At 67.3% G+C, this 24,931-nt stretch carries 23 protein-coding genes and 1 pseudogene; 14 read left to right on the plus strand and 10 right to left on the minus strand.

What is annotated here, in order from left to right:
• Positions 1-14 precede the first annotated feature (14 nt).
• From DTS01S_RS07870 to mnmG, 7 genes are all read right to left on the minus strand, one after another.
• On the minus strand, positions 15-1,049 hold the full coding sequence (locus DTS01S_RS07870) for a peptidoglycan-binding domain-containing protein (protein WP_016447294.1): 1,035 nt from the start codon (positions 1,047-1,049) through the stop codon (positions 15-17).
• A 195-nt stretch (positions 1,050-1,244) separates the two neighbouring features.
• Entirely contained in the window at positions 1,245-2,180 is a 936-nt protein-coding gene (locus tag DTS01S_RS07875) for a ParB/RepB/Spo0J family partition protein (RefSeq protein ID WP_016447293.1), read from the minus strand.
• A gap of 13 nt (positions 2,181-2,193) precedes the next feature.
• On the minus strand, positions 2,194-2,772 hold the full coding sequence (locus DTS01S_RS07880; RefSeq protein WP_017405073.1) for an RBBP9/YdeN family alpha/beta hydrolase: 579 nt from the start codon (positions 2,770-2,772) through the stop codon (positions 2,194-2,196).
• Positions 2,773-2,774: 2 nt separating this feature from the next.
• The gene (locus DTS01S_RS07885; RefSeq protein WP_016447291.1) at positions 2,775-3,545 is read right to left on the minus strand and encodes a ParA family protein; all 771 of its coding nucleotides are present in this window, start codon (positions 3,543-3,545) and stop codon (positions 2,775-2,777) included.
• Positions 3,546-3,558: 13 nt separating this feature from the next.
• Entirely contained in the window at positions 3,559-4,173 is a 615-nt protein-coding gene (locus DTS01S_RS07890) for a LysE family transporter (RefSeq protein WP_016447290.1), read from the minus strand.
• 106 nt (positions 4,174-4,279) lie between these two features.
• Entirely contained in the window at positions 4,280-4,942 is a 663-nt protein-coding gene (gene rsmG, locus DTS01S_RS07895) for a 16S rRNA (guanine(527)-N(7))-methyltransferase RsmG (RefSeq protein WP_016447289.1), read from the minus strand.
• Positions 4,939-6,918 (minus strand): tRNA uridine-5-carboxymethylaminomethyl(34) synthesis enzyme MnmG, encoded by a 1,980-nt coding sequence (gene mnmG / locus DTS01S_RS07900; RefSeq protein WP_017405071.1) that lies wholly within the window; start codon positions 6,916-6,918, stop codon positions 4,939-4,941. Before mnmG ends, rsmG begins: the two co-directional genes overlap by 4 nt.
• A 302-nt stretch (positions 6,919-7,220) precedes the next feature.
• On the opposite strand from mnmG, the gene DTS01S_RS07905 reads away from it, so the two are divergent.
• From DTS01S_RS07905 to DTS01S_RS07920, 3 genes are all read left to right on the plus strand, one after another.
• Positions 7,221-7,808 (plus strand): NADPH-dependent FMN reductase, encoded by a 588-nt coding sequence (locus DTS01S_RS07905; RefSeq protein ID WP_017405070.1) that lies wholly within the window; start codon positions 7,221-7,223, stop codon positions 7,806-7,808.
• 95 nt (positions 7,809-7,903) lie between these two features.
• Positions 7,904-8,512, plus strand: coding sequence for a glutathione transferase GstA (gene gstA, locus DTS01S_RS07910; protein ID WP_013799958.1), 609 nt, complete (start codon positions 7,904-7,906; stop codon positions 8,510-8,512).
• Positions 8,513-8,799: 287 nt separating this feature from the next.
• Positions 8,800-9,918 (plus strand): alkene reductase, encoded by a 1,119-nt coding sequence (locus DTS01S_RS07920; protein WP_017405069.1) that lies wholly within the window; start codon positions 8,800-8,802, stop codon positions 9,916-9,918.
• A 105-nt stretch (positions 9,919-10,023) separates the two neighbouring features.
• Here DTS01S_RS07920 and DTS01S_RS07925 read toward each other — a convergent pair whose 3' ends face one another.
• Entirely contained in the window at positions 10,024-11,727 is a 1,704-nt protein-coding gene (locus tag DTS01S_RS07925) for a methyl-accepting chemotaxis protein (protein WP_016447285.1), read from the minus strand.
• A gap of 300 nt (positions 11,728-12,027) precedes the next feature.
• Between DTS01S_RS07925 and DTS01S_RS07930 the strand changes: the two genes are divergently transcribed.
• The 3 genes from DTS01S_RS07930 to DTS01S_RS07940 are packed head-to-tail and all read left to right on the plus strand — an operon-like array spanning position 12,028 to position 14,321.
• Complete coding sequence (locus DTS01S_RS07930; RefSeq protein ID WP_012201975.1) at positions 12,028-12,222, plus strand: heavy-metal-associated domain-containing protein; 195 nt, start codon at positions 12,028-12,030, stop codon at positions 12,220-12,222.
• Positions 12,223-12,243: 21 nt separating this feature from the next.
• On the plus strand, positions 12,244-12,681 hold the full coding sequence (gene cueR, locus DTS01S_RS07935) for a Cu(I)-responsive transcriptional regulator (RefSeq protein WP_016447284.1): 438 nt from the start codon (positions 12,244-12,246) through the stop codon (positions 12,679-12,681).
• 14 nt (positions 12,682-12,695) lie between these two features.
• Entirely contained in the window at positions 12,696-14,321 is a 1,626-nt protein-coding gene (locus DTS01S_RS07940) for an ATP-binding protein (RefSeq protein WP_016447283.1), read from the plus strand.
• Between the two features lie 200 nt (positions 14,322-14,521).
• Here DTS01S_RS07940 and DTS01S_RS07945 read toward each other — a convergent pair whose 3' ends face one another.
• Positions 14,522-15,277: a TetR/AcrR family transcriptional regulator gene (locus DTS01S_RS07945; protein ID WP_061287551.1), complete on the minus strand. Its 756-nt coding sequence runs from the start codon at positions 15,275-15,277 to the stop codon at positions 14,522-14,524.
• Positions 15,278-15,407: 130 nt separating this feature from the next.
• On the opposite strand from DTS01S_RS07945, the gene DTS01S_RS07950 reads away from it, so the two are divergent.
• The 8 genes and pseudogenes from DTS01S_RS07950 (at position 15,408) to DTS01S_RS07985 (ending at position 24,377) form a co-directional block, all read left to right on the plus strand.
• Positions 15,408-16,292, plus strand: coding sequence for an ABC transporter ATP-binding protein (locus tag DTS01S_RS07950; RefSeq protein ID WP_061287545.1), 885 nt, complete (start codon positions 15,408-15,410; stop codon positions 16,290-16,292).
• Complete coding sequence (locus DTS01S_RS07955; protein WP_061287546.1) at positions 16,289-17,170, plus strand: branched-chain amino acid ABC transporter permease; 882 nt, start codon at positions 16,289-16,291, stop codon at positions 17,168-17,170. The genes DTS01S_RS07950 and DTS01S_RS07955 overlap by 4 nt, the downstream gene beginning before the upstream one ends.
• A 22-nt stretch (positions 17,171-17,192) precedes the next feature.
• Positions 17,193-18,230: a branched-chain amino acid ABC transporter permease gene (locus tag DTS01S_RS07960; protein WP_034365427.1), complete on the plus strand. Its 1,038-nt coding sequence runs from the start codon at positions 17,193-17,195 to the stop codon at positions 18,228-18,230.
• A gap of 36 nt (positions 18,231-18,266) precedes the next feature.
• A pseudogene (locus DTS01S_RS07965) lies at positions 18,267-19,443 on the plus strand (ABC transporter substrate-binding protein).
• A gap of 25 nt (positions 19,444-19,468) precedes the next feature.
• Entirely contained in the window at positions 19,469-20,287 is an 819-nt protein-coding gene (locus tag DTS01S_RS07970) for an ABC transporter ATP-binding protein (RefSeq protein WP_016447277.1), read from the plus strand.
• Positions 20,288-20,432: 145 nt separating this feature from the next.
• Positions 20,433-22,268 (plus strand): AMP-dependent synthetase/ligase, encoded by a 1,836-nt coding sequence (locus DTS01S_RS07975; protein WP_061287547.1) that lies wholly within the window; start codon positions 20,433-20,435, stop codon positions 22,266-22,268.
• Between the two features lie 9 nt (positions 22,269-22,277).
• Complete coding sequence (locus DTS01S_RS07980; protein WP_061287548.1) at positions 22,278-23,066, plus strand: enoyl-CoA hydratase/isomerase family protein; 789 nt, start codon at positions 22,278-22,280, stop codon at positions 23,064-23,066.
• A 123-nt stretch (positions 23,067-23,189) separates the two neighbouring features.
• Positions 23,190-24,377 (plus strand): acetyl-CoA C-acyltransferase family protein, encoded by a 1,188-nt coding sequence (locus DTS01S_RS07985; protein ID WP_061287549.1) that lies wholly within the window; start codon positions 23,190-23,192, stop codon positions 24,375-24,377.
• Positions 24,378-24,441: 64 nt separating this feature from the next.
• On the opposite strand, the gene rdgC is transcribed toward DTS01S_RS07985, so the two are convergent.
• Positions 24,442-24,931: recombination-associated protein RdgC (rdgC, locus tag DTS01S_RS07990; RefSeq protein ID WP_169804690.1), on the minus strand; the 490-nt coding region annotated here is incomplete at its 5' end.

Raw genomic sequence — 24,931 nt, forward strand, 5'->3', positions numbered from 1 at the left:
CGGCCGGGAGCCGCTTATTGCTGTTGCAGTGCTTGCGAGGTGGCACGGTCGAGGCGGCCGGTCTGCGGCAGGCTCTGGTCGCGCTGGAATTCGCGCAGGGCGTTCTGGGTGTTCTTGCCCATGGCACCGTCAGGCGTGCCTGCGGTGTAGCCCAGGGCATTGAGCTTTTGCTGGGCAGCGCGCAGCGACATGCCGGCGGCATTGGCGCCCGGAGCCGATGTCTGCGACGGTGCAGCACCGCCGTCCACGCCCAGGCGTCCACCGCCGCCCAGGCCCTGGCCCTTGACGGTCTGCGCCTTGTAGTTGCGCAGCGAGCGCACCATCTGGTTGTAGGCGTCCATGAAGGCGGCGGCGATCACCTTGCCTTCGGCCGTGCGCGTGTAGCCGCCCAGCGAGGCGCCGGCGGAGCCGCCGAACAGCGCGCCCATGCCGCCCCAGTCGGTCTTGGAGGACGAGCCTTCGGAAGCCGACACCTGCACGCCCGAACGGTTGTCCACCAGGGCCAGCATGACCGAGGCCTCGCGGGTCTTGGTGGCTGCAGCCAGCGCGCCGAAGATGCCGCCGGCGCGGCCGCCGATGGCCCCGCCCATGCCGCCGGCATCGCTCTGGTTGAAGATCACTTCGGGGGACAGGCCGTAGTCGGAGGCCACCATCTGGCCCTTGCCCAGGTTGCTGCCGCCGCGCATTTCACCCGAGTCCATCAGCGCGCGTTCACGCGCCATGGCGCCCATGCCGGCCGCGCCGCGTTCCACGACGATGAAGCAGTTGGACTGCTGGATCATCAGGCGCAGCAGCTGCGAGGTGGGCGGCAGGCGGTACTGCTGGGTGAGGATGGTGTACCAGCCGGCGGTCTGGTTCTCGACCAGGGAGATGGTGCCCAGCGAGGAATCGCAGCGCTCCAGCTCGGTGTTGGCGTTCTCGGCGCTGGCACCGCCCGCGGCGCCCGTGGCCACGGTCTTGGCTTCCGGCGAACCCATGCGCATGTCGGTGGTCACGCAGCCGGTCAGCGCCACGGCGGCGATGGCAGTCAGGGCAAGATACTTCTTCACGTTGTAATCCTCTTGGTCTGGTCTAGGTGAATCAGCGCCAGGGCAATGGCGTCCACGCACTGGCAGCGTCGCCAGTCAGCGATTACACACAATTACCCCGCATAACAGCGCGCAAATATACCGGGATTCACCCTCGCGAAAAAGCGCTGCTTTGCTGGAGAACGACAGATCACAGACGGTTACAAGCTGTTGTCATCACTCGGGTGCATCGCCGCGCAAACGTTCGATCAGCCCGTTGAGCGCATCGAGCGAGCCGAACTGGATCGCCACTTCGCCCATTTCCTGCAGCTTGCCGCCCCGGCGCACGGACTTCTTGATGCGCACCTCGACATCGGCCATGAGCAGGTCGGACAGCTCTTCCTCCACGCGCTTGATGTCGCGCGTCTTGCCTTCCTTCTTGGACTTCTGGCGCACCAGGCTGAAGTCGGCGCCGATCTTCTTGACCAGGGCCTCGGCCTCGCGCACCGACAGCTTCTTGGCCGCGATCTGGTTGCCGGCCGTGATCTGGGCCGCGCGGTCCAGCGACAGCAGGGCGCGCGCATGGCCCATGTCGATGTCGCCGGCCATGAGCATGGTCTGCACCGGGTCGGCCAGGTTCAGCAGGCGCAGGATGTTGGTGGCCGCGCTGCGCGAGCGTCCCACGGCCTGGGCCGCCTGCTCGTGCGTGAGGCCGAATTCCTTGACCAGGCGCGACAGGCCCTGGGCCTCTTCCAGCGGGTTCAGGTCCTCGCGCTGGATGTTCTCGATCAGCGCCATGGCGGCGGCGGCCTCGTCGGGCACCTCGCGCACCAGCACCGGCACCTCGGCCAGGCCGGCGATGCGGGCTGCGCGAAAGCGCCGCTCGCCCGCGATGATTTCGTATTTGCCGGCGTGTTCGCCCTTGGCCAGGCGGCGCACCAGGATGGGCTGCATGATGCCCTGGGCCTTGATGCTTTCGGCCAGCTCGTAGAGCGCGCCCTCGTCCATGTGGGTGCGCGGCTGGTATTGGCCGGGCACCATCACGTCCAGCTGCAGGATGCTGGGCAGCCCGGTCTCGGCCACGGGGCCGCCGGCCTCTTCCTTGTCGTGGACCTTGGGGCCGAGCAGGGCTTCGAGTCCGCGTCCCAGTCCCTTGGGTTTCTTGGTCACCATGGTGTTGTCCTTGTCAAAGCGACGCCAGCAGCGCGTGTCCGCTGTCCCAGTCGCCCAGCCCGCTGGCCGTGTTGAGATGGCCCGAAGGCCCTGCATCGACAAAGCGCGCGCCCCAGGCATCGGCCAGGGTCTGCACGCGCTGCGCGCTGCAATAGATATCGTTGTTGCTGCCGACCACGATGGAGGCAAACGGCAGGCGCTGCATCATCACGGGCGACCAGCCAGGCAATTGCTCGCGCAGCTGGGGCTGCTCGGTATCGCCGGGGGCGACCAGCAGCGCGCCACGCACCTTGCGGGCGGCCAGCGGCGAATGCGCAGCCCACCACGCCACAAGGATGCAGCCCAGACTGTGGGCCACCAGCACCACCGGGCGCGGCGCGTCGAGCACCGTCTCCTGCAGCCTGGCGCTCCAGTCGCCGCGCAGCGGACGGTCCCAGTCGTTTTGCTCCAGGCGGCGGTAGCCGTGGCGCTGCTCCCAGCGGCTTTGCCAGTGGCCGGCGTCCGAGTTCTGCCAGCCGGGCAGCAGCCAGACGTCCTCGGCAGCCCACCCGGTCGGCACGCCCTGCCCTGCCGTTTCATGTGAACCTTGCATGGCTACATCTTCTTGATGCGGCGCACCATCTCGTGCGCGAAATCGATGAAGGCCTTGCTGCCCTTGGCGCCCGGGTCGAAGACCACGCCGGGCACGCCATAGCTGGGCGCCTCGGCCAGGCGCACGTTGCGCGGGATGACGGTGTCGAATACCTTGTCGCCGAAGTGCTCCTTGAGCTGGTCGCTGACCTGCTGCTGCAGCGTGGTGCGCGGGTCGAACATCACGCGCAGCAGGCCGATGATCTGCAAGTCGGGGTTCATGTTGGCGTGCACCTGCTTGATGGTGTTGACCAGGTCGGTCAGGCCTTCGAGCGCGAAGTACTCGCACTGCATGGGCACGACCACGCCATGGGCCGCGCACAGGCCGTTCAGGGTGAGCATGGACAGGCTGGGCGGGCAGTCCACGAGCACGAAGTCGTAGTCGGCATCGGCCGCCCTGAGGGCGCCCTTCAGGCGCTCGTTGCGGCGCTCCAGCGTGACCAGCTCGATCTCGGCGCCGCTGAGTTCGCGGTTGGCGCCCAGCACGTCATAGCCCACGGCCTCGGAGCGCACGGCGGCTTCCTTGACGCTGGCGTTCTCCAGCAGCACGTCGTAGACCGACAGCTCCAGCGCGCGCTTGTCCACGCCCGAGCCCATGGTGGCATTGCCCTGGGGGTCCAGGTCGATCATCAGCACGCGCTGGCCGATCTTGGCCAGGCCCGCAGCAAGGTTGACGGCGGTGGTGGTCTTGCCGACCCCACCCTTTTGATTGGCGACACAGAAGATTTTGGCCATGGTATTTACACGCTTATTTGGCGATGGCCAGCTTGAGGCCAAAACCGATCAGAAACACGCCCGCAGTCTTTTCGAGAACCCGGGAAACCGCAGGATTGGCGCGCATGCGCTCGGCCAGATGCGCGGTCAACAGCACCACGATCAGGCAATAGAGAAAGGTCAGAGCAGCCACCGTGGCCGCCATCACCGCGAACGTGAGCAGGCCCTGGTGGCTTGCGGGATCCACGAACAGCGGGAAGAAGGCCATGTAGAACACGATGGACTTGGGGTTCATCAGGGTGATCAGGCCGGCCTGGCGAAAGTAGTGGCGCGGCTCGATGTGCAGCACGGGCTTGTCGCCGGGCCTGGCCGTGAGCATCCTGAAACCCAGCCAGCCCAGGTAGGCGGCGCCCAGCCACTGCACGGCATGGAAGGCCGCGGGATAGGAGGCCAGCAGCGCGGCCACGCCCGCCACCGCCATCCAGATCAGCACCTGGTCGGCCGCCAGCACGCCGGCGCAGGCCGCCATTCCGGCGCGTATGCCGCCCTTGCCGGTGGAGGTGATCAGCGCCAGATTGCCCGGCCCCGGAATCAGCAAAAACAGAAGAATGGCAACAACGAATGCGCTGAAATCGGAGATGCCGAACATGCTGACCCCTGAGCGATGAAAGCTGGGAGTTTATGCGAGGGCCATGGCCAGCGCATGGGGAACATGGCCCCGCCGCAACGCGGCAGTGTGCTATTCGGTAAAAAAATCAGGCTGCAGCAGTGCGCAGCCAGAGGATGCAGCGCTCGGCATCCAGGCCCGGCACCTTCAATGGTTCCACGTGAAACACCTGCACGTCGGCAGGCAGCGCGGCGATTTCCTCGTCGGGGTGCTTGCCCTTCATGGCCAGCCATGTGCCGCCCTCCTCCAGCGACTGGCGCGACCAGCTGGTGAAGTCCGCCAGCGAGGCAAAGGCACGGCAGCTGATCAGCGGATAGCGCGTGGTCAGCTGCTCCACGCGGCTGTGGATGCCGCGCAGGTTGGGCAGGCGCAGAGTGGCCGCCGCCTGCTGGATGAAGGCCGCCTTCTTGCCCACCGTGTCCACGCAGTGCACGTCGATCTGCGGGCAGCAGACGGCAAAGACCACGCCGGGCAGGCCGCCGCCCGATCCCACGTCCAGCATGGCGGTGCGCCCTGCGCGCGCAGGCATCTGGGCCAGATGGCGCTGCAGGGGCGGCACGGCGGCCAGGCTGTCGAGCAGGTGGTGGGTCAGCATTTCCTGCGGATCACGCACTGCCGTGAGGTTGTAGACCTTGTTCCACTTGCCCAGCAGGGCCTGGAATTCCATCAGCGTATCGACCTGGGCAGGGGAAAGCTCCAGGCCCAGCGCCCGCAGGCCGGCCTCGAGAGGAGCGCGCAGTTCCTGGCTCATGCGGATGCCTCCTCGCCCTTCGCGTCTGTCACATCAGGGGCAAAGCCGCGGAAGCCCCCCTTCTTCAGGTGCACCATGAGCAGGGAGATCGCCGCTGGCGTCACGCCCGACATGCGCGATGCCTGGCCCAGCGTCTCGGGCCTGTGCTTTTGCAGCGACTGGCGCACCTCGAAGGACAGGGCCGGCACCTGCATATAGTCCAGCTCGGCCGGTAGGCGCAGGTTCTCGAAGTGGGCGGCGCGCTGCACCTCGTCCTTCTGGCGGTCGATGTAGCCTGCGTACTTGGCCGCGATCTCCACCTGCTCGACGACGGAGGCGCTGAGATCGCCCAGCACATCGGGCTGCACATCGGCCGAGGCATAGCGGCCCTCGTTCAGGCTCATCAGCTTGCCGTAGCCCACATCGGGGCGGCGCAGCAGGTCGAACAGGTTGTATTCACGCTCGATGGACTTGCCCAGCACCCGCTCCGATTCCTCGGGCGCGACGATGCGCGGATTGACCCAGGTGGACTTCAGGCGCTCTGTTTCACGTGAAACAGCATCGCGCTTGCGGCTGAAGGCATCCCAGCGCGCATCGTCCACCAGGCCCATGGCGCGGCCCGCTTCGGTCAGGCGCATGTCGGCGTTGTCCTCGCGCAGCTGCAGACGGAACTCGGCGCGGCTGGTGAACATGCGGTAGGGCTCGGTCACGCCCTTGGTGATCAGGTCATCGACCAGCACGCCCAGGTAGGCCTCGTCGCGGCGCGGCAGCCAGGCTTCCTGGCCGCGGCACTGCAGCGCGGCGTTGAGGCCGGCGAACAGGCCCTGGGCCGCCGCTTCCTCGTAGCCGGTCGTGCCATTGATCTGGCCCGCGAAGAACAGGCCCTGGATCTGGCGCGTCTCGAAGCTGCTCTTGAGCGAGCGCGGATCGAAGTAGTCGTACTCGATGGCGTAGCCGGGACGCAGGATGTGCGCGTTCTCCAGCCCCTTCATGCTGCGCACCAGTTCGTACTGGATGTCGAAGGGCAGGCTGGTGGAGATGCCGTTGGGATAGAACTCGTTGGTGGTCAGGCCTTCGGGCTCCAGGAAGATCTGGTGGCTTTCCTTGTCGGCAAAGCGGTTGATCTTGTCCTCGACGCTGGGGCAGTAGCGCGGGCCCACGCCCTCGATCTTGCCCGTGAACATGGGGCTGCGGTCAAAGCCGCTGCGGATGATGTCGTGCGTGCGCTCGTTGGTGTGGGTGATCCAGCAGGGCATCTGGCGCGGGTGCATGGCCGCATTGCCGATGAAGCTGAACACCGGCAGCACGCCTTCGTTGACACCGCCGGGCATGCCGTCGCCGGGCTGCTCCTCGCACTGCGAGAAGTCGATGCTGCGGCCATCCAGGCGCGGCGGCGTGCCGGTCTTCAGGCGCCCCTGGGGCAGCTGCAGCTCCTTGAGCCGCGACGACAGGCTGACGGCCGGCGGGTCGCCCGCGCGGCCTGCCGCGTAGTTGTTCAGGCCCACGTGGATCTTGCCGTCCAGGAAGGTACCCGCCGTGAGCACCACGGTGCGGCTGCGAAAGCGCACGCCGACCTGCGTGACGGCGCCCACCACGCGGTCGCCTTCGACCATGAGGTCGTCCACCGCCTGCTGGAACAGCCACAGGTTGGGCTGGTTCTCCAGCATGTCGCGGATGGCGGCCTTGTAGAGAATGCGGTCGGCCTGGGCGCGCGTGGCACGCACGGCCGGGCCCTTGGAGCTGTTGAGGATGCGGAACTGTATGCCGCCGATATCGGTGGCCAGCGCCATGGCGCCGCCCAGCGCATCCACTTCCTTGACCAGATGGCCCTTGCCGATCCCGCCGATGCTGGGATTGCAGCTCATCTGGCCCAGGGTCTCGATGTTGTGGCTCAGCAGCAGCGTCCTGCAGCCCATGCGCGCAGCGGCCAGCGCGGCCTCGGTGCCGGCGTGGCCGCCACCGACCACGATCACATCAAATTCCTGTGGGTACAACATGCTTATCACTCCGGGGGCCTGCCCGGCCCAAGCCCCCGACACGGAGCACTCACGCTCCGGCGCTCATGGCAGGTGGCCCTCGTTCATGTAGCGAGGGGAACCCAGCGGGGAACCCGCGATTTTCCCACCTTTGCCGCACCAGTGCCTTGCAAGGGGTCGGCCGGCCCTGCCACCGGGCCGGTACTGTGCCGGTGTTCCACGTGAAACAGGGCGGCGGGCGGCCGCATTCTCCGCAGGATGCTGCGCGCCGCCGCCCGCAACGCGGCCCGCTTGCAAGAAACATGTGCAGGGCCTGTGATGCAATGGCGGCCATGCAGATACTCATCTTCGCGGGCAGTACCCGCCAACAATCGCACAACCGGCGCCTGGCCGCCGCCGCCGCCGACATGGCGCGCGAACTGGGCGCCCAGCCCACGCTGCTGGAGCTGTCGGATTTCGACATCCCCATGTACAACGCCGACCTGGAGGCCAGCGGCACGCCGCCCGACGTGCTGCGCTTCAAGGCCGCGCTGCACAGCCACCCGGCCTGGCTGATCTGCTCGCCCGAGTACAACGGCAGCTACCCTGCCCTGCTCAAGAACGCCATCGACTGGGCTTCCAGCCCCGTGGCCGGTGATCCGGTCTGGTCCGATGGCACCCTGCCCTTTCGCGGCAAGGTCGTGGGCATGGCCAGCGCCTCGCCCGGCGGCCTGGGCGGCCTGCGCGCCCAGTCGCACCTGGCGCCGCTGCTGCTGAACCTGCAGTGCTGGCTGGCGCCCGTGAGCCACGCCGTGGGCCAGGCAGGCCAGGCATTCGACGACGCCGGCCGCCTGCAGCGATCACAGGACCAGCAGGGCATGAAGGCCGTGCTGGAACAGGTGCTCTGGGCTGCACAGCGCCTGTCGGCCTGAACCCTGGCGCCAGCGCGGTCCCATCATGCGCAGCCCCGCCACATGGGGTTAGCATGGGCGCTTGTCTTTCTTACCCTGATCGGAAGCCATCCACCATGAAGCTCTACTACAGCCCTGGCGCCTGCTCTCTGTCTCCCCACATCGTCCTGCACGAGGCAGGCCTGGCCTACGAGCCGGTCCTGGCCAGCACCAAGACGCACAAGCTGCAGGACGGCACGGACTACTACGGCATCAACCCGCTGGGCTATGTTCCCTTCCTCGTGCTCGACGACGGCGACACGCTGCATGAAGGCCCGGCCATCGTCCAGTACCTGGCCGATCTGGTCCCCGAGAAGAAGCTGGCCCCGGCCAACGGCACCATGGCCCGCTACCACCTGCAGGAGTGGCTGAACTTCATCGGCACCGAGCTGCACAAGGGCTTCGGTCCCCTGTTCAACCCCGCCACACCCGACGACTACAAGCCCGTGGTGCGCCAGCGCGTGCTGGACCGCCTCAAGTGGGTGGACGGCGAGCTCAATGGCCGCGACTACCTGATGGGCGAGCAGTTCACCGTGGCCGACGCCTACCTGTTCACCGTGACGGGCTGGGCCCAGTTCGTGGGCGTGGACATCTCCGAGCTGACCAACCTCCTGGCCTACCGCGAGCGCGTGCTGGCCCGCCCTGCCGTGCAGGCCGCGATGAAGGCCGAAGGCCTGCTCAAGTAAGCAGCGCCGCGCTGCTGCGCTCAAGGCCTGACGGGGCCGGCTGGTGTGGAACCGGCCGGCCCTTTGTCTTTGGTGCCTGCGGCGCAGGCCTGGCGCCTGCGGATGCGCGGCTGCACCTCGGCGGGTGCCGCGCGCATCTGCCGGGCCATGCGGCATGCGGGCGTCGCCTGCACGACAGCGCGCAAATCCCTGGCCTGCACGATTGACTCCATGGGCGTAATCTGTGCCGTACGCCGCGCCGCCCGCACGGGCGGCGCTTTTGCTTCACGCACAGAAAGCCCCGTTGCATGACCTCTCTGTTCGAACCCATACAGGCTGGCGAACTGCGCCTGCCCAACCGCATCGCCATGGCGCCGCTGACGCGCAACCGCGCACCCCAGGCCCTGCCCAACGACATCATGGTCACCTACTACGCCCAGCGCGCCAGCGCCGGCCTGCTGATCAGCGAAGGCACGGCCATCAGCCACCAGGGCCAGGGCTACGCCCATGTGCCGGGCCTGTACGGCAGCGAGCAGCTCGACGGCTGGAAGCGCGTGACCGACGCCGTGCACAAGGAGGGCGGGCGCATCGTCACCCAGCTGTGGCATGTGGGCCGGGTCTCGCACACCTCCCTGCAGCCCGAAGGCCAGGCGCCCGTGGGACCGTCCCCGGTGGCGGCCAGATCCAAGACCTATGTGATCGACGAGGACTCGGGCAAGGGCCAGTTCGTGCCCACCTCTGCGCCGCGCGCGCTCGCCCAGCAGGAGCTTCCCGCCATCGTCCACAGCTTCGCCGTGGCCGCGCGCAATGCCGTGGAGACGGCCGGTTTCGACGGCGTGGAGCTGCACGGCGCCAACGGCTACCTGCTGGACCAGTTCCTCAAGACCGGAGCCAACCGGCGCGATGACGACTACGGCGGCAGCATCGAGAACCGCGCCCGCCTGCTGCTCGAATGCACGCGCGCCGCCGCCGATGCCGTGGGCGGCGGCCGCGTGGGCATACGCCTGTCGCCCGTGACGCCGGCCAACGACATCGCCGATGCCGATCCCCAGCCGCTGTTCGAATACGTGGTGCGCCAGCTGGCGCCGCTGGGCCTGGCCTACATCCACATCATCGAAGGCTCCACCGGTGGCCCGCGTGAATTGCCGGACCGGCCCTTCGACTACGCGGCCCTCAAATCCGCCTACCGCCAGGCCGGTGGCCAGGGCGCCTGGATGGTCAACAACGGCTATGACCGCGACATGGCCCTGCGCGCCGTGGAAAGCGGCCACGCCGATATCGTGGCCTTCGGCAAGGCCTTCATCTCCAATCCCGACCTGGTCCACCGCCTGCACGACGACCTGCCGCTGAACCCCTGGAACTCCAGCCTGTTCTACGGCGGCGGCGCAGAGGGCTATATCGACTACCCGTTCGCGCGCCAGGCCTGATTGGCGGCCGCACAAACAAAAAGCGGAGTGCATCGCACTCCGCTTTTTTTATCCAGACGATTCATGTGGAACAGGGGCCGGGCCCCTGTCCCTGCGTCCGCTATCTCAGGCGTGTTCCAGCAGCTGGGTCTCGCGCGTGTCACGGCCAGAGGCCAGCGAGGCGCGGCCTGCGGCCGGTGCCAGGCTGGGCTGGCCCTGGGAGGGACGGCCGTAGGAAGCATGCGAGCCCATGGATGCCACGGCCGCACCGGCAATGCGGAACTGGCCCACCACCTGCGCCAGGCGCGCGGCCTGCTCGCGCAGCGACTCGGCAGCGGCGGCTGATTCCTCGACCAGGGCTGCGTTCTGCTGCGTCATGCGGTCGATGTCGCCCACGGCCTGGTTGACCTGGCCGATGCCGCCCGACTGCTCGCTGGAAGCCGCCGTGATCTCGCCAATGATGTCGCCCACGCGCTGCACGCTGTCCACGATCTCCTTCATGGTCTTGCCCGCGTCCTCGACCTGGCGCACGCCCACGTCCACGGCCTGCACGCTGGTCTGGATCAGCGCCTTGATCTCGCTGGCCGCCTGGGCCGAGCGCTGGGCCAGGGATCGCACCTCGGCCGCCACCACGGCAAAGCCGCGGCCCTGCTCGCCGGCGCGCGCCGCTTCCACGGCGGCGTTCAGCGCCAGGATGTTGGTCTGGAAGGCGATGGAGTCGATCAGGCCGATGATGTCGCCGATCTTGCGGCTGGAGGTCGTGATCTCCTGCATGCTCACCACGGCCTGGGCCACCACGTCGCCACCGCGCGTGGCCGTGGTCGAGGCAGAGGCCGCCAGCTGGTTGGCCAGCTGCGAGGACGATGCCGTCTGCTGCACCGTGGCCGTGAGCTGGGACAGCGAGGCCACGGTCTCCTGCACATTGCTGGCCGTCTGCTCTGTGCGCGAGGACAGGTCCTGGTTGCCCGTGGCGATCTCCTGGCTGGCCGTGGCGATGTTGCCGCTGGCATCGCGCACCTGGGTCACCATGGAGCCCAGGCTCTGCTGCATCTGGTCCAGCGCGCGCTGCAGGTCGGCCACCTCGTCCTTGCCCTCCACCTTCACGCTCTGCGACAGGTCGCCCTGGGCGATGGTCAGCGCCGTCTGGCGCGCCTGCACCAGGGGGCGGCAGATGGACAGCATGTTCATCAGCGTCAGCGGCACCACCACCAGCACCGTGAGCACCACGGCGGCGACGAAGATCCACTGCGTCTGCTCGGCCACGCCCTGCTCCTCGGCGGCCATGGCATCGACCTGCTGGCGCAGCAGCTGGTCGAGCTGGGCGATGAGCTTTTCGACCTCGGCCACCTCGGCCATGGCCTTGCCGCTCATGCGGTTGGCCGTGGTGGCCGTGTCGTAGCCACCGGCCTCCAGCTGGCGCGCAATGTGCTCGAACTGCTGGCGGTAGCGGTCCACACGGTCGGAGATGCCGCTGACGATGGCATCGTCGGCAGGGTCCTCGTCCTTCAGAAAACGCCCCGCCACGGCCTTGACGCGCTCGATGGCCGCCAGCCACTGCCCGTGGGCCTTGCGCACCTCGTCGGCACGCTCGTACTGGATGATCATGTCCTTTTCATGGGCGCGCACCGCGCCCAGCTCGGCGCGCAACTCCACCATGTAGCCCATCTTGGCGTACGAGGTATGCATGAACTGCTGACTCATGCCATGGATGCGGAACATGCCCAGCATCCCGGCTCCGCCCAGCAGACCCAGCAGCACCAGCACCATGGCGATGGCACCCAGCATCCGCGTGCGGATCGTGAAAGCCCGCATCATTCCCAACAAGTTCATGACCGTTTTCCTCTCTGTCAGTCAGGGCGCACGCACGGTCTCCAAATGCATAGCGCCAACGTAAATACAAATTGTTGCAGTTTGTCAGATGATCGCCAATGGTCTATGACGGTTTTTGCATATTCACGGCTCTTTTCGATCTATCGGCCATTGCAGCGGATCATTGAGCCGGCCGACTCACATCGAGTTGGGCCAAATCAACCCTTGCCCAGCCAGGCGCTTGACCTTGCCATGGTGTCAGGGTTCAACATGCCGTCCATGGCTTGCGCCACTTCGGCGCGCCCCAACCAGGAGCTAGAAATGCAACATGTTTTCACCGTGCAGGGCATGACCTGCGGCCACTGCGAACGCGCCGTCACCCAGGCCGTGCAGGGCGTGGATGACCAGGCCCAGGTAAAAATCGATCGCGCAGCCCAGCGCGTGGAAGTCGACAGCAGCGCCAGCCGCGAGGCGCTGGGCGCGGCCATCGCCGAAGAAGGCTACAAGGTCGCCTGAGTCCCCGGAGTGACACGCACCATGTCCGCCCAAGCACAGCACTGGCCCGTCTCCATCGGCGAGGCCGCGCGCCGCGCCGGTGTCTCGGCGCGCATGGTGCGCCACTACGAAGCCCAGGGCCTGCTGCCGCCCATGCACCGCACGGACGGCGGCTACCGCCAGTACGCCGAGTCCGACGTGCACGCCCTGCGCTTCATCCGCCGCGCCCGCGACCTCGGTTTCTCCATGGACGAGATCGCCACCTTGCTGGGCCTGTGGCAGGACAAGAGCCGTGCCAGCAGCCAGGTCAAGGACATCGCCCAGCGCCACATCGACGCACTGACCGAGCGCATCGCCGCCATGCAGGCCATGCAGCGCACGCTCAAGACCCTGGTGCAATGCTGCCACGGCGACGACCGGCCGGACTGCCCGATATTGGATGATCTGGCGGCGCCCGACACAGTGGGAAGCGGCGCTTAATTTAAGCTGTGGTCATGCTCACCACGCCCACCCAGCTTCACCAATGGTTGCTTGAGCCTGAAGGTCAGCGGCTTGAGTTCAAGGAAGCCAAGCAGCGTTATGACTTTGAAAAACTGCTCAAGTACTGCGTAGCCCTGGCCAACGAAGGCGGCGGCGCCATCGTGCTGGGTGTGACCGACAAACGACCTCGCCTCATCGTAGGTACGCAGGCGTTCGAAGACCCGGGCCGCACCGAGGCCGGATTGCACCAGAGACTGGGCCACCGTATCCCTGTTGAGGAACTGCGCCTGCCGCAAGGCCGTGTGCTGGTTGTGCGTGTGCCCTCCCGGCTGCCCGGCACGGCATGGCAGATCGACGGCAGCTTTCTCAAACGGGCCGGCGATGATCTGGCGGCAATGAGCGCGCAAGAACTGCGGGCCATCTTCGATGAAACCGGCCCCGACTTCTCGGCACAGCCATGCCCAGGGGCCACGCTGGAGGATCTGGAGCCGTCATCCATTGCATTGTTCCGGGAGCGCTGGGCTCGCAAAGGCAATACCCCTCGCAGACGCGAACTGGGCGACGAACAGACCTTGCGGGATGCAGAGTTGCTCGTAGAAGGCAATCAGGTGAGCTATGCCGCGCTCATCCTGTTCGGCAAAAGAGCGGCTCTGACAAGATGGTTGGCCCAGGCGGAGCTGGTATTTGAATACCGGTCGTCCGAAGCTGCAGGACCGGCTGCCGATCGCGAGGAATTTCGAGAGGGCTTTTTTGCGTGGCAGGACGCGCTCTGGAAAAAGATCAACTTGCGCAATGACCGCCAAAGCTACCAGGACGACTTTTTCCGCATGGACCTGCCGACATTTGCCGAGGTTCCGGTCCGGGAAGCGCTCCTGAACGCGGTTGCCCATCGGGACTATCGCTTGGGTGGCTCGATTTTCGTCAGGCAATTTTCCAAGCGGCTGGAGGTGATCAGCCCGGGAGGGCTGCCTCCCGGAATCACGCCCGAGAACATCATTGATCAACAGAATCCGCGCAATCGCAGACTCGCCGAAGCCCTCGCCCGCTGCGGCTTGATCGAGCGCTCTGGTCAAGGCCTGAACCTGATGGTGGAAAGCGCCGTGCGACAAGGCAAGCCCCTGCCCAGCCTTGCGGGAACATCCGCCCACGAAGTACGGCTGACCCTGGAAGGTGGGGTGCGCAACCCGGCCTTCGTACGCTTCATGGAGCACCTCGGCGAAGAGAAGCTGAGCAGCTTCTCGACATTGGACTACCTCGCGCTGGAATGCCTGCAACAGGAAAAGCCGCTGTCTGCCCCTTTGAGGGAACGCCTTGCAGGCCTGCTGGCGGCGGGAGCGGTGGAATCCATAGGTCGAGGCAAAGGGACGCGCTACATCCTGTCCGAGGCCTTGTATGCGTCTTTGGGCGCCAAAGGAACGCATACCCGGCAACGCGGCCTGGACAGAGAGACCAACAAGGCGCTGCTGCTCAAACACCTCACAAAGCACAGAGAGCATGGCGCTGCGCTGGCCGAACTGCGGCAGGTGCTGCCGTCCTTGCCAATGAGTGCCGTTCAGGATTTGCTGAAAGAGCTGCGCAATGAGGGGCGCCTCCAGCTGATGGGTGCGCGCCGTTGGGCACGATGGCATTTGTCGGATTGATATCTGCAGCGTTTGGGCCGTGGCATCAAGACCGGTCTATGAGTCCAAAAGATGCCAAGTTCTTTAGCCTCTTTTAGAGAGTGCGAAAAACTGTTTCCCCACAACGACTTATAAAGCGCCCCAAAATTGCCGGAGGCTCTTTTAGGCTCTTGGAAACACCTCTATAGAACCAAAGCTCTGCGGGCATGTGCGGCTTCGGCTCAATCCTTGGAAGGGTTTGCCGCGCGCTTTGCGGGGGCCGCGCGCCGAGCAGGCTCCGCCCTGCGCAACACCCCCCCCATCAAGGTATCAATGCACTGCTGCGCCACTTCCTCGGCCGAGTACTGGCCGCCGGGCTGGTACCAGCGGCCTATCCAGCTGAGCGCGCCGGCAATCACGAAGGCCGTCATCTTGGGGTCGCAGGGGGCCAGGGAGCCCTCCTGCACGCCAGCGGCCACCAGGCGCCGGAAGGCCTGGTCTATGGCGGCCTTCTGGCGGCGCAGTTCGCGGCGGCTGTCGGGGGGGACCTGTTCGTCGCCGACACGGATCAGGCACATGCCGAAGTCCATGGTGACGATGCGCGCATAGACCTGCATGCAGGCGCGCAGCTGGTCCACGGCTTGGCCACCTGCGCGGCGCGAGGCCTCGATGCCTTCCAGCGTCATGGCCAGGCCCTGGTTCACGCACTGCAGCAGGATCTCGTCCTTGTTCTTGACGTAGTAGTACAGCGTGGGCTTGCTCACGCCCAGCCGCGCGGCGATGTCGTCCAGCGAGGTGGCGGAGAAGCCGCGCTCGTTGAACAGCTGCGCGGCGGCCTGCAGCACGGCCTGGCGCTTGGCCTCGCGCTGCTGCTCGCGGTCGGGCGTGCCGCTCCAGGGCGAGTCCACGGCGGGCGCCGCACGGCCTTTGCGGGCGCGGGTTCCGGGGCTGGGGCTGGGGCTGGGTCGGGTCTTGGTTTCAGGGCTCGATGGCTTCATGGCGGCGGTCGCACCGGGGAAATCACCGATGCTGCATGCGGTGGGCGACAACCAGAATCTACTCCAAAGTAAGCAGTCTACGCACCAGTAGGCTCCTGCCCGGCTCGACGAACCAACGCACGAGACAGCCATGGAGACACACCCCGACGGCGGCCCGCCCGCCCCCTTGCTGCAGGTCGATGGCATCACGCTCGCCTTTGGCGGAGTGAAGGCGCTGTCGGGCGTGGGCTTCGATGTGCAGCCCGGCTCGATCACGGCCGTGATCGGTCCCAACGGCGCGGGCAAGACGTCGCTGTTCAACACCATCTCGGGCTTTTACCGGCCCACGGGCGGCTCCATCCGCTTCCAGGGCGAGGACATCACGCGCGTGCCGGCGCCGCGCCGCGCGCGGCTGGGCCTGGGGCGCAGCTTCCAGAACATTGCGCTGTTCCGGGGCATGACGGTGCTGGACAACATCAAGCTGGGCCGCCACGCCCACCTGCGCACCAACGTGTTCGATGCCCTGCTCTACCTGGGCCGCGCTCGCCGCGAAGAGGCCGAGCTGCGCCGCGACATCGAGGAGCGCATCATCGATTTCCTGGAGATAGACCACATCCGACATGCGCCCGTGGCCGCCCTGTCCTACGGCCTGCAAAAGCGCGTGGAGATGGCGCGCGCCCTGGCCATGCAGCCGCGCATCCTGATGCTGGACGAGCCCGTGGCCGGCATGAACCGCGAGGAGACCGAGGACATGGCGCGCTTCATCCTGGACGTGCGCGCCGAATGGGGCGTGACCGTGCTCATGGTGGAGCACGACATGGGCATGGTCATGGACCTGTCCGACCATGTGGTGGTGCTCAACTTCGGCCAGGTCATCGCCCAGGGCACGCCCGCCGTGGTGCAGACCGATCCCGAGGTGAACCGGGCCTACCTGGGCGCCGGTGATGTGGGCGAGCTGCGGCGCCGGCTGCGCGGCGCGTCCGCCCGGCCGGAGCCCGCCACGCCGCAGCCTGCCCTGGCACAGGAAGCCGCATGATGGACTGGGCCTACCTGTTCGAGATTGCCCTCACGGGCCTGGCCGGCGGCGGCCTGTATGCGCTGGCCGCGCTGGCCTTCGTGGTGGTCTACAAGGCCACGCGCGTGGTCAACATCGCCATCGGCGAGCTGCTGATGGTGGGCGCCTACCTGTTCTTCACCTTCGCGGCCATGTTCGCGCTGCCGCTGTGGCTGGCCATTCCCGCCGCCGTGCTGGGCACGGGGCTGCTGGGCGCGCTGATCGAGCGCACCATGATCCGGCCGCTGCTGGGCGAGCCGCCGATCTCGGTGTTCATGGTCACCGTGGGCCTGGCCTCGGTGCTGGTGGGCCTGGTGGAGCTGATCTGGACGGCCGACCAGCGCCGCCTGCCCGAGTTCATGCCCACGCAGCCCGTGATGATCGGCGAGGCCTTTCTCGCGCCCAAGGTGGCCTGGGGCGCAGCCGTGGCCGTGGTCTTCATCGCGGCCGTGCTGCTGGTGTTCCGCTACTGGCGCGGCGGCGTGGCCCTGCGTGCGACGGCCAGCGACCAGGCAGCGGCCTATTCGGTGGGCATCAACGTGCCGCGCGTGTTCTCGCTGGTCTGGGTGGTGTCGGCCATGATCGCCGCCGTGTCGGGAATCATCGTCGGCTCCATCGGCGGCATCTCGTCGAGCATGGGCGTGTTCGGCCTGTCGGTGCTGGTGGTCGTCATCGTGGGCGGGCTGGACAGCGTGCTGGGCGCACTGGTCGGCGGCCTGTTCATCGGCCTGGTGGAGGCGCTGGCCGGCGCCTACCTGGGCGGCGAATACAAGCTGCTGGCCACCTTCATCGTGCTGGTCGTGGTGCTGATGCTCAGGCCCTACGGCCTGTTCGGCACGCACGAGATCGAGCGGCTCTAGACAGTTTCGCAAGGACGGCAGCATGCGCATAGGCACCCTCAAGGAAAGCTACATCGCCGACGCGGCGCTGTTCGACTCCCGCACGCAACGCATCTGGCTGGCCGTGGCCGGCGCGCTGCTGCTGCTGTTCCCCTTCATGGCCAGCGACTACTGGCTGTACCTGGCCTGCCTGGTCAGCATCAACGTGGCCAGCGCCACGGGGCTGAACATCCTCACGGGCTACACGGGCCTGGTGAGCCTGGGCCAGGCTGCCTTCATGGGACTGGGCGCCTACACGGTGGCCATCGTGCAGGCGCGCTGGGGCACGCCCGTGCTGTTCAACCTGCTGGCGGGCGGCTTCGTGGCCATGCTGGGCGGCATCGTGGTGGGCCTGCCCTCGCTGCGCGTCAAGGGCCTGTACCTGGCGATTGCCACCATCGCGGCCTCGTTCATCGCCCATTTCCTGTTCGCCAACCTCAGGCTCACGGGCGGCACGGCGGGCCTGACGCTGCAGCCGGCCACGGTGTTCGGCGTGGCGCTGGATACGTCGTTCCGGCTGTACTGGGTGATCGTGCCGGTCACGCTGCTGATGCTGCTGGGCGCGGCCAACCTGTTTCGCACGCGCACAGGCCGCGCCTTCATCGCCATCCGCGACCGCGACATCTCGGCCGAGGTGCTGGGCATACCGCTGCTGCGCTACAAGCTGCTGTCGTTCGGGCTGTCCTCGTTCTACGCGGGCGTGGCGGGCGGGCTGTGGGCGTACTTCTTCCGCGTGGTCACGCCTGAGAGCTTTCCGCTCTTGATGTCCATCTTCTTTCTGGCAGCCATCATCGTCGGCGGCATGGGCTCCATCCTGGGCTCCATCCTGGGCGCGGTCTTCATGACCATGGTGCCGGAGCTGCTCAAGCTCATCGTGGACCTGCTGCCCGGCGGCTCCGAGCTCACCGTCTTCCTGTCGCCCGTGCGCACCATGGTGTTCGGGCTGCTGATCATCGTCTTTCTGGTCTTCGAGCCGCAGGGGCTCGCACAAATGTGGCGGCGCCTGCGCCGCTTCTTCCACCTGTGGCCCTTCCGCAATTGAGGCGGCGCCGCGCACGACAAGCAAAAGGAGACAAGCATGCAGCAACACACGACTTCCTCGCGCCGCCGCAGCCTGCTGCTGGCGGCCGGCGCCAGCCTGGCCGCGCCGCTGGCCGCCCGCGCCCAGGCTGGCGGCGAAGACATTGTGATCGGCGGCTCCATCCCCATGACGGGCGTGTTCGCCTTCGCGGGCGTGGGCATCAATGCCGGCATGGGCGACTACGTGAAGATCGTCAACGAGGCCGGCGGCATCAAGGGCCGCAAGGTCCGCTACGTGCCCGAGGACACGGGCTACAAGGTCGATGTCTCGGTGGCCGCGTTCAAGAAGATCACCAGCCAGAACAAGGTCAACCTCTACTACGGCGACTCCACGGGCTTTTCCAAGACCATCAATCCGGAGCTGGACCGCAACGGCGCCATCCTCATGGCGGGCGCCTCCTTCGCCACCGAGCTCAACAACCCGGCCAAGTACCCGAACCAGTTCCTCGTGGGGCCCGACTACACGGAGATGTTCGGCATCCTGCTCAAGCACATCGCCAAGGAAAAGCCGGGCGCCAAGGTGGCCTTCGTCTACTCCGACTCCGAATTCGGCCGCGACCCCATCGAGGCCAGCGAAGCGGCCGCCAAGAAGCTGGGCCTGAACATGGTGGCCAAGCTGATGACGCCGCCCGGCAGCGTGGACGTGTCCACCGAAGTCATCAAGCTGCGCCGCGCCCGACTACACCATCTTCCACGGCTACATCCTCGCGCCCATTCCCGAGTTCATCCAGCAGGGCAAGCAGATGGGCATGACCAGCCGATGGATGGGCACCTTCTGGACCATGGACAGCTCCACCGTCATGAAGATGGGCGAGGCCGGCGACGGCTTCATGGGCGTCATGCCCTACCGCTACTACTACGACACCTCGGCCAAGGCGCCCATGCTGGACAAGATCCGCGCGCTGCGCCCCGAGTACCAGAGCACGGCCTATATCCAGGGCTTTCTGGCGGCCATGCTGTTCGTGGAATCGGCCAGGCGTTGCCTGGACGCGGGCAAGCCGCTCACCGGCCCCAACCTCAAGGCAGCGCTCAACTCCATCAAGGACTTCGACACGGGCGGACTGATCGGCGTGCCCATCACCATCAAGGGCAATTCCATCCCCGTGGGCCGCGTCTACAAGGCGGACATGAAGGCGCAGAAGATGCTGCCTGCGTCCGACTGGATCGCACTTTGACCGTCGTCCGAACAGACGCCCGCACATGACCGAGCAGCCCACGGACAAGGTCCTCGAAATCAACAACATCGAGGTCATCTACAACAAGGTCGTGCAGGCCCTGCGGGGCCTGTCGCTGGCCGTGCCGCGCGGCCAGATCGTGGCGCTGCTGGGCAGCAACGGCGCGGGCAAGAGCACCACGCTCAAGGCCGTCTCCGGACTGCTGGCGCTGGAGGACGGCCTGCTGGCCAGCGGCAGCGTGCGCTACAACGGCCAGTCCACCGCGCAGTACGCGCCCCAGCAGCTGGTGCGCCTGGGGCTGTCGCATGTGATGGAGGGCCGGCGCGTGTTCGAGGACCTCACGGTGGAGGAAAACCTCGTGGCCGCGACCTACGCGCTCACGGGCCGCCATCAAGTCAAGCCCGACTTCGACCTGGTCTACAGCTACTTCCCGCGCCTGCATGAGCGACGCAAAGGCCTGGCCGGCTACCTGTCGGGCGGCGAGCAGCAGATGCTGGCCATTGGCCGCGCGCTGATCGCCGAGCCCCAGCTCATGCTGCTGGACGAGCCCTCGCTGGGCCTGGCGCCCAAGCTGGTGGAGGACATCTTCACCATCATCGCGCGCATCAATGCCGAGCGCGGCACCTCCATGCTGCTGGTCGAGCAGAACGCCACCGTGGCCCTGGCCGTGGCGCACAGCGGCTACATCATGGAGAACGGCAAGATCGTCATCGACGGCCCGGCCGAACGCCTGGCCCAGGATGCCGACGTGCGCGAGTTCTACCTGGGCATGGGTGGTGGCGGCGAGGCAAAAAGTTTTCGCGACCTGAAGCACTACAAGCGCCGCAAGCGCTGGTTGTCATGAAGCACCCCCTGAGTCGCTTCGCGCCTTCCCCCTCTCTCCCGCTTCGCGAGGGAGGGGGACAGCACCCTCGGTGCGGGGCGGCCCTTCCTCGGTGCTCCCGTGTGGGGGCACGCCAGTGTCACAGGCAGCGCGATGGGTCATTGATATGAAGAACCTTCCCGAACTCACCCTGCCCCAGATGCTGGCCGAACGCGCGCGCAGCGATGCCCGGCGCGTGGCCATACGGCAAAAGGACTTCGGCATCTGGAAGCCCACCAGCTGGGCGCGCTACCACGAGCGTGCCAGCCACTTCGGGCTGGGCCTGGCGCAGCTGGGCCTGCCGCCAGGCGGCCACATGGGCGTGATCTCCGAGAACCGCATCGAGTGGGTGCTGGCCCAGATGGGCGCGGGCCTGATCGGCGCCATCACCGTGGGCGTCTACCCCACCAGTCCCACGCCCGAGGTCGCCTACGTGGCCGGACACGCGGACATCGCCATCATGGTGTGCGAGGACCAGGAGCAGACCGACAAGCTGCTGGCCGCCCTGCCCGAGCTGCCGCAGCTGCAGAAAATCATCGTCATGGAGACCAAGGGCCTGCGCAGCCTTGCGCCCGAGCTGCGCGCCCTGATCACCACCTTCGACGAGGTCGAGCGCCTGGGCGCCCAGGCCGCCAGCCGCGCCCCCATCGAAGAGGCGCTGGCACGCCAGACGCTGGATGACGTGGGGCTGATGATCTACACCTCGGGCTCCACCGGCAAGCCCAAGGGCGCCATGATCACCTACCGCAACATCCGCGGCGTGGTGCCCGGCATTGCCGAGCGGCTGGGGCTGGATGGCGGCACGCGCCACCTGTCCTACCTGCCGCTGTGCCACGTGGCCGAGCAGATGCTGACCAGCTTCGTGCCGGTCTACCTGGGCTCGCAGGTGCACTTCGGCGAGTCCATCCGCACGGTGCAGGAAGACCTGCGCGAAGTCGCGCCCAACATGTTCCTGGGCGTGCCGCGCATCTGGGAAAAGCTGCATGCGGCCATCAGCATCAAGATGCAGGAGACCGGGCCGCTGCGCCGCACGCTCTACCGGCGTGCCATGGCGGCCTGCGCGCCGCTGGCCGAAAAGCCCCGCAGGCAATGGAGCCTGGCCGAACACCTCACCTGGGCCGCCAGCTACTGGAGCGTGCTGCGCGCACTGCAGAACTTCATCGGCCTGCGCCAGGTGCGCGTGGCACTCACCGGCGCCGCGCCCATACCACCCGACGTGGTGCGTTTTTTCCGCACGCTGGGCGTGCCGCTGATCGAGGTCTACGGCCTGACCGAATCCACGGGCATGGTCACGGGCCACCGGCTGGACGACGTGTCCGTGGGCAGCGTGGGCGTGGCCACCGAAGGCGTGCAATGGCGCATTGCCAGCCTCGGCAGCAGCGCGGGCCACGAGGGTGACGACAGCGGCGAACTGCAGATCAAGGGCGACATGGTCTTCGCGGGCTACTACAAGAACCCCGAGGCCACGGCGCAAAGCATCCAGGACGGCTGGCTGCACACGGGCGACGTGGTGCGCCTGCAGGGCGGCCAGCTGCGCATCGTGGACCGCCTCAAGGACATCATGATCACCGCCGGCGGCAAGAACCTCACGCCCTCGGAGATCGAGAACACCATGAAGGCCAGCCCCTTCATCAAGGAGTGCATCGTCGTGGCCGAGGGCCGCAAGTTCGTGGGCGCGCTGGTTCAGATCGACTACGAGACCGTGGGCCAATGGGCACAGGCGCGGCGCATTGCCTTCACGCATTTCCGCTCCCTGGCCGAGATGCCCGAGGTGCGCGCGCTCATCGAGGCCGAGATCGCGCAGGGCAATGCGCGCCTGGCCCAGGTCTCGCATGTGCGGCGCTTCCATCTGCTGACCAAGGAGCTGGACCACGACGATGGCGAAGTCACGGCCACGATGAAGGTGCGCCGTTCTTCCATCTACAAGACCTACGCCGCCGAAATCGACGCCCTGTACCACTGATCCGCTCCCATGACCGATACGCAAGACACCCCGCTGCGGCTGCAGCGCGAAGGCGCCATCGCCACGCTGACCTTCCACCGCCCCGCCGCCCTCAACGCCATCGACGTGCCCATGGCGCTGGCGCTGCGCGACGCCGTGCGCGCCCTGGCCCAGGACCGCGCGCTGCGCTGCGTGGTGCTGGAAGGCGCGGGCCGCGCCTTCATGGCGGGCGGCGACCTGGACACGCTGGCCGCCGACCCCGTGCGCGGCGCGGCCGAGCTGCTGGCGCCGCTCAACGAGGCCGTGGCGCTGCTGGGCCAGCTTGATGCGCCCGTCATCGCCAAGGTGCATGGCGCGGCGGCAGGCGCAGGCCTGTCGCTGATGCTGCAGGCCGACTTCGTCTGCGCGGCCGAGGGCACACGCTTCAACCTGGCCTACATCAACCTGGGCGCCAGCTGCGACGTGGGCGCCTCCTGGGCGCTGCCGCGCATCGTGGGCCTGCGCAACGCGCTGGAGATCGCCATGCTGGGCGAGACCCTGGACTGCGCCCAAGCGCAGCGCCTGGGCCTCATCAACCGCGTCCTGCCGCGCGCCGAACTCGACGCCGCCGTGCAGCAGCTGGCCCAACGCCTGGCCGCCGGTCCCACGGTGGCGCTGGGCCATATGCGCCGCCTCATGCGCGCGGGCCTGGACCGCAGCCTGCGCGACCAGCTGGCCGCCGAGGCCTGCGCCTTCGATGCCTGTGCGCGCACGGCCGACCTGCCGCGCGGCATTGCGGCGTTCCACGCCAAGCAGGCGCCGCAATTCGAAGGCCGGTAAGGGCCTGTGAGGATCGGCGGGCAGGGGACCATCCATGCCTGACACCGAGGTGGCTGCGCAAGACTGCGCCCGCCCGGCACAATGCAAGCCACCCCCGTGTTCATCGCTTCGAGGAGCTTCACCATGACCCTACGCGACGTCTTCGTCGTCGGCACTGCGCGCACCGCCATCGGCACCTTCGGCGGCAGCCTCAAGGACGTACCCAACACCCAGCTGGCCACCACGGCCGTCAAGGCGGCCATGGAGCGCGCGGGCCTGGCGCCCGACGCCGTCGGCCACGTGGTCATGGGCAATGTGATCCCCACCGATACCAAGGACGCCTACCTCTCGCGCGTGGCCGCCATCGATGCGGGCTGCCCCATCGAGACGCCGGCCTTCAACGTCAACCGGCTGTGCGGCTCCGGCCTGCAGGCCATCGTCTCGGCCGCCCAGGCCATTGCGCTGGGCGATTGCGACGTGGCCATCGGCGGCGGCAGCGAGTCCATGAGCCGCGGCCCCTACTTCGACCAGGCCGCCCGCTGGGGCGCGCGCATGGGCGACGCCAAGAGCATCGACTACATGCTGGGCATCCTGCACGATCCCTGGCAGAAGATGCACATGGGCATCACGGCCGAGAACGTGGCCGAGCGCTACCACATCAGCCGTGAAATGCAGGATGAACTGGCAGCGGCCAGCCACCAGCGCGCGGCCGCTGCCATCGCGGCCGGCCACTTCAAGGAGCAGATCGTTCCCGTGGAAATCGCCACGCGCAAGGGCGTCGTGGTCTTCGACACCGACGAGCATGTGCGCGCGGCCACCACCATCGAAGTGCTCAGCGCCATGAAGCCGGCCTTCCGCAAGGAAGGCGGCACCGTGACGGCCGGCAATGCCTCGGGCATCAACGACGGTGCCGCCGCCGTGGCACTGGCCGCAGGCGATCGCGTGGCTGCCCTGGGACTGAAGCCGCTGGCGCGCCTGGTGGGCTACGCCCATGCCGGCGTGGACCCCGCCTACATGGGCATAGGCCCCGTGCCGGCTACGCAGAAGGTGCTGCAGCGCACGGGCCTGAAGATTGCAGACATGGACGTCATCGAGGCCAACGAGGCCTTTGCGGCCCAGGCCTGCGCCGTGATCCAGCAACTGGCGCTGGACCCGGCCAAGGTCAATCCCAACGGCTCGGGCATCTCGCTGGGCCACCCGGTCGGCGCCACGGGCGCCATCATCACCACCAAGGCCATCGCCGAACTGCAGCGCACGGGCGGCCGCTATGCGCTGGTGACCATGTGCATAGGCGGCGGCCAGGGCATCGCAGCCATCTTCGAAAGGGTCTGAGCGCCCTGGGGGCGTGGCGATGTTTCACATGAAACATTGCCGGCCCGGGTGCCTTGCTGCTGGCTCAGAACGGCGCTTCTTCAGGCGCCGTGTCCACGGGTGCCGTGGCCGGCCCCGTCAGCGCACCACGGCCCGATGCCGCTGCGCGCGGTGCCGTCGCGGGAGCGTGGGCAGCAGGCGTCTGCAGCGATGCGGGAAGATCCTGGCCCAGGCCCGTGCGCCCTTCCCCGCCCAACGCCTCGATCAGATCGGGGATGAGCCTGGACAGCTCGCCCGTGGCAATCGCCACGTCGGCATCGAAGCCGCCGTCGTCCTGCGACTGGCCTTCCATCACGGCATCGAGCAGCGCGATCTTGCGGATCTGCAGGCCCTCGGTCAGCACAAAGCTCACGCGGTCGTCCCAGGTCAGCGCCAGGCGCGTGGGCAGCTTGCCGTGCTCGATGTGCTGGCGCACCTCGTCGATGTCCAGCGGATGGCGCGCATAGCGCACCACGGCCTTGGATTCGTCGGCGGCCTTGAGCTCGCATTCACGGTCAATCGAAAAGCCGGCCGGG

This window comes from Delftia tsuruhatensis NBRC 16741 (genome assembly GCF_001571325.1).
Taxonomy (GTDB): domain Bacteria; phylum Pseudomonadota; class Gammaproteobacteria; order Burkholderiales; family Burkholderiaceae_C; genus Comamonas; species Comamonas tsuruhatensis.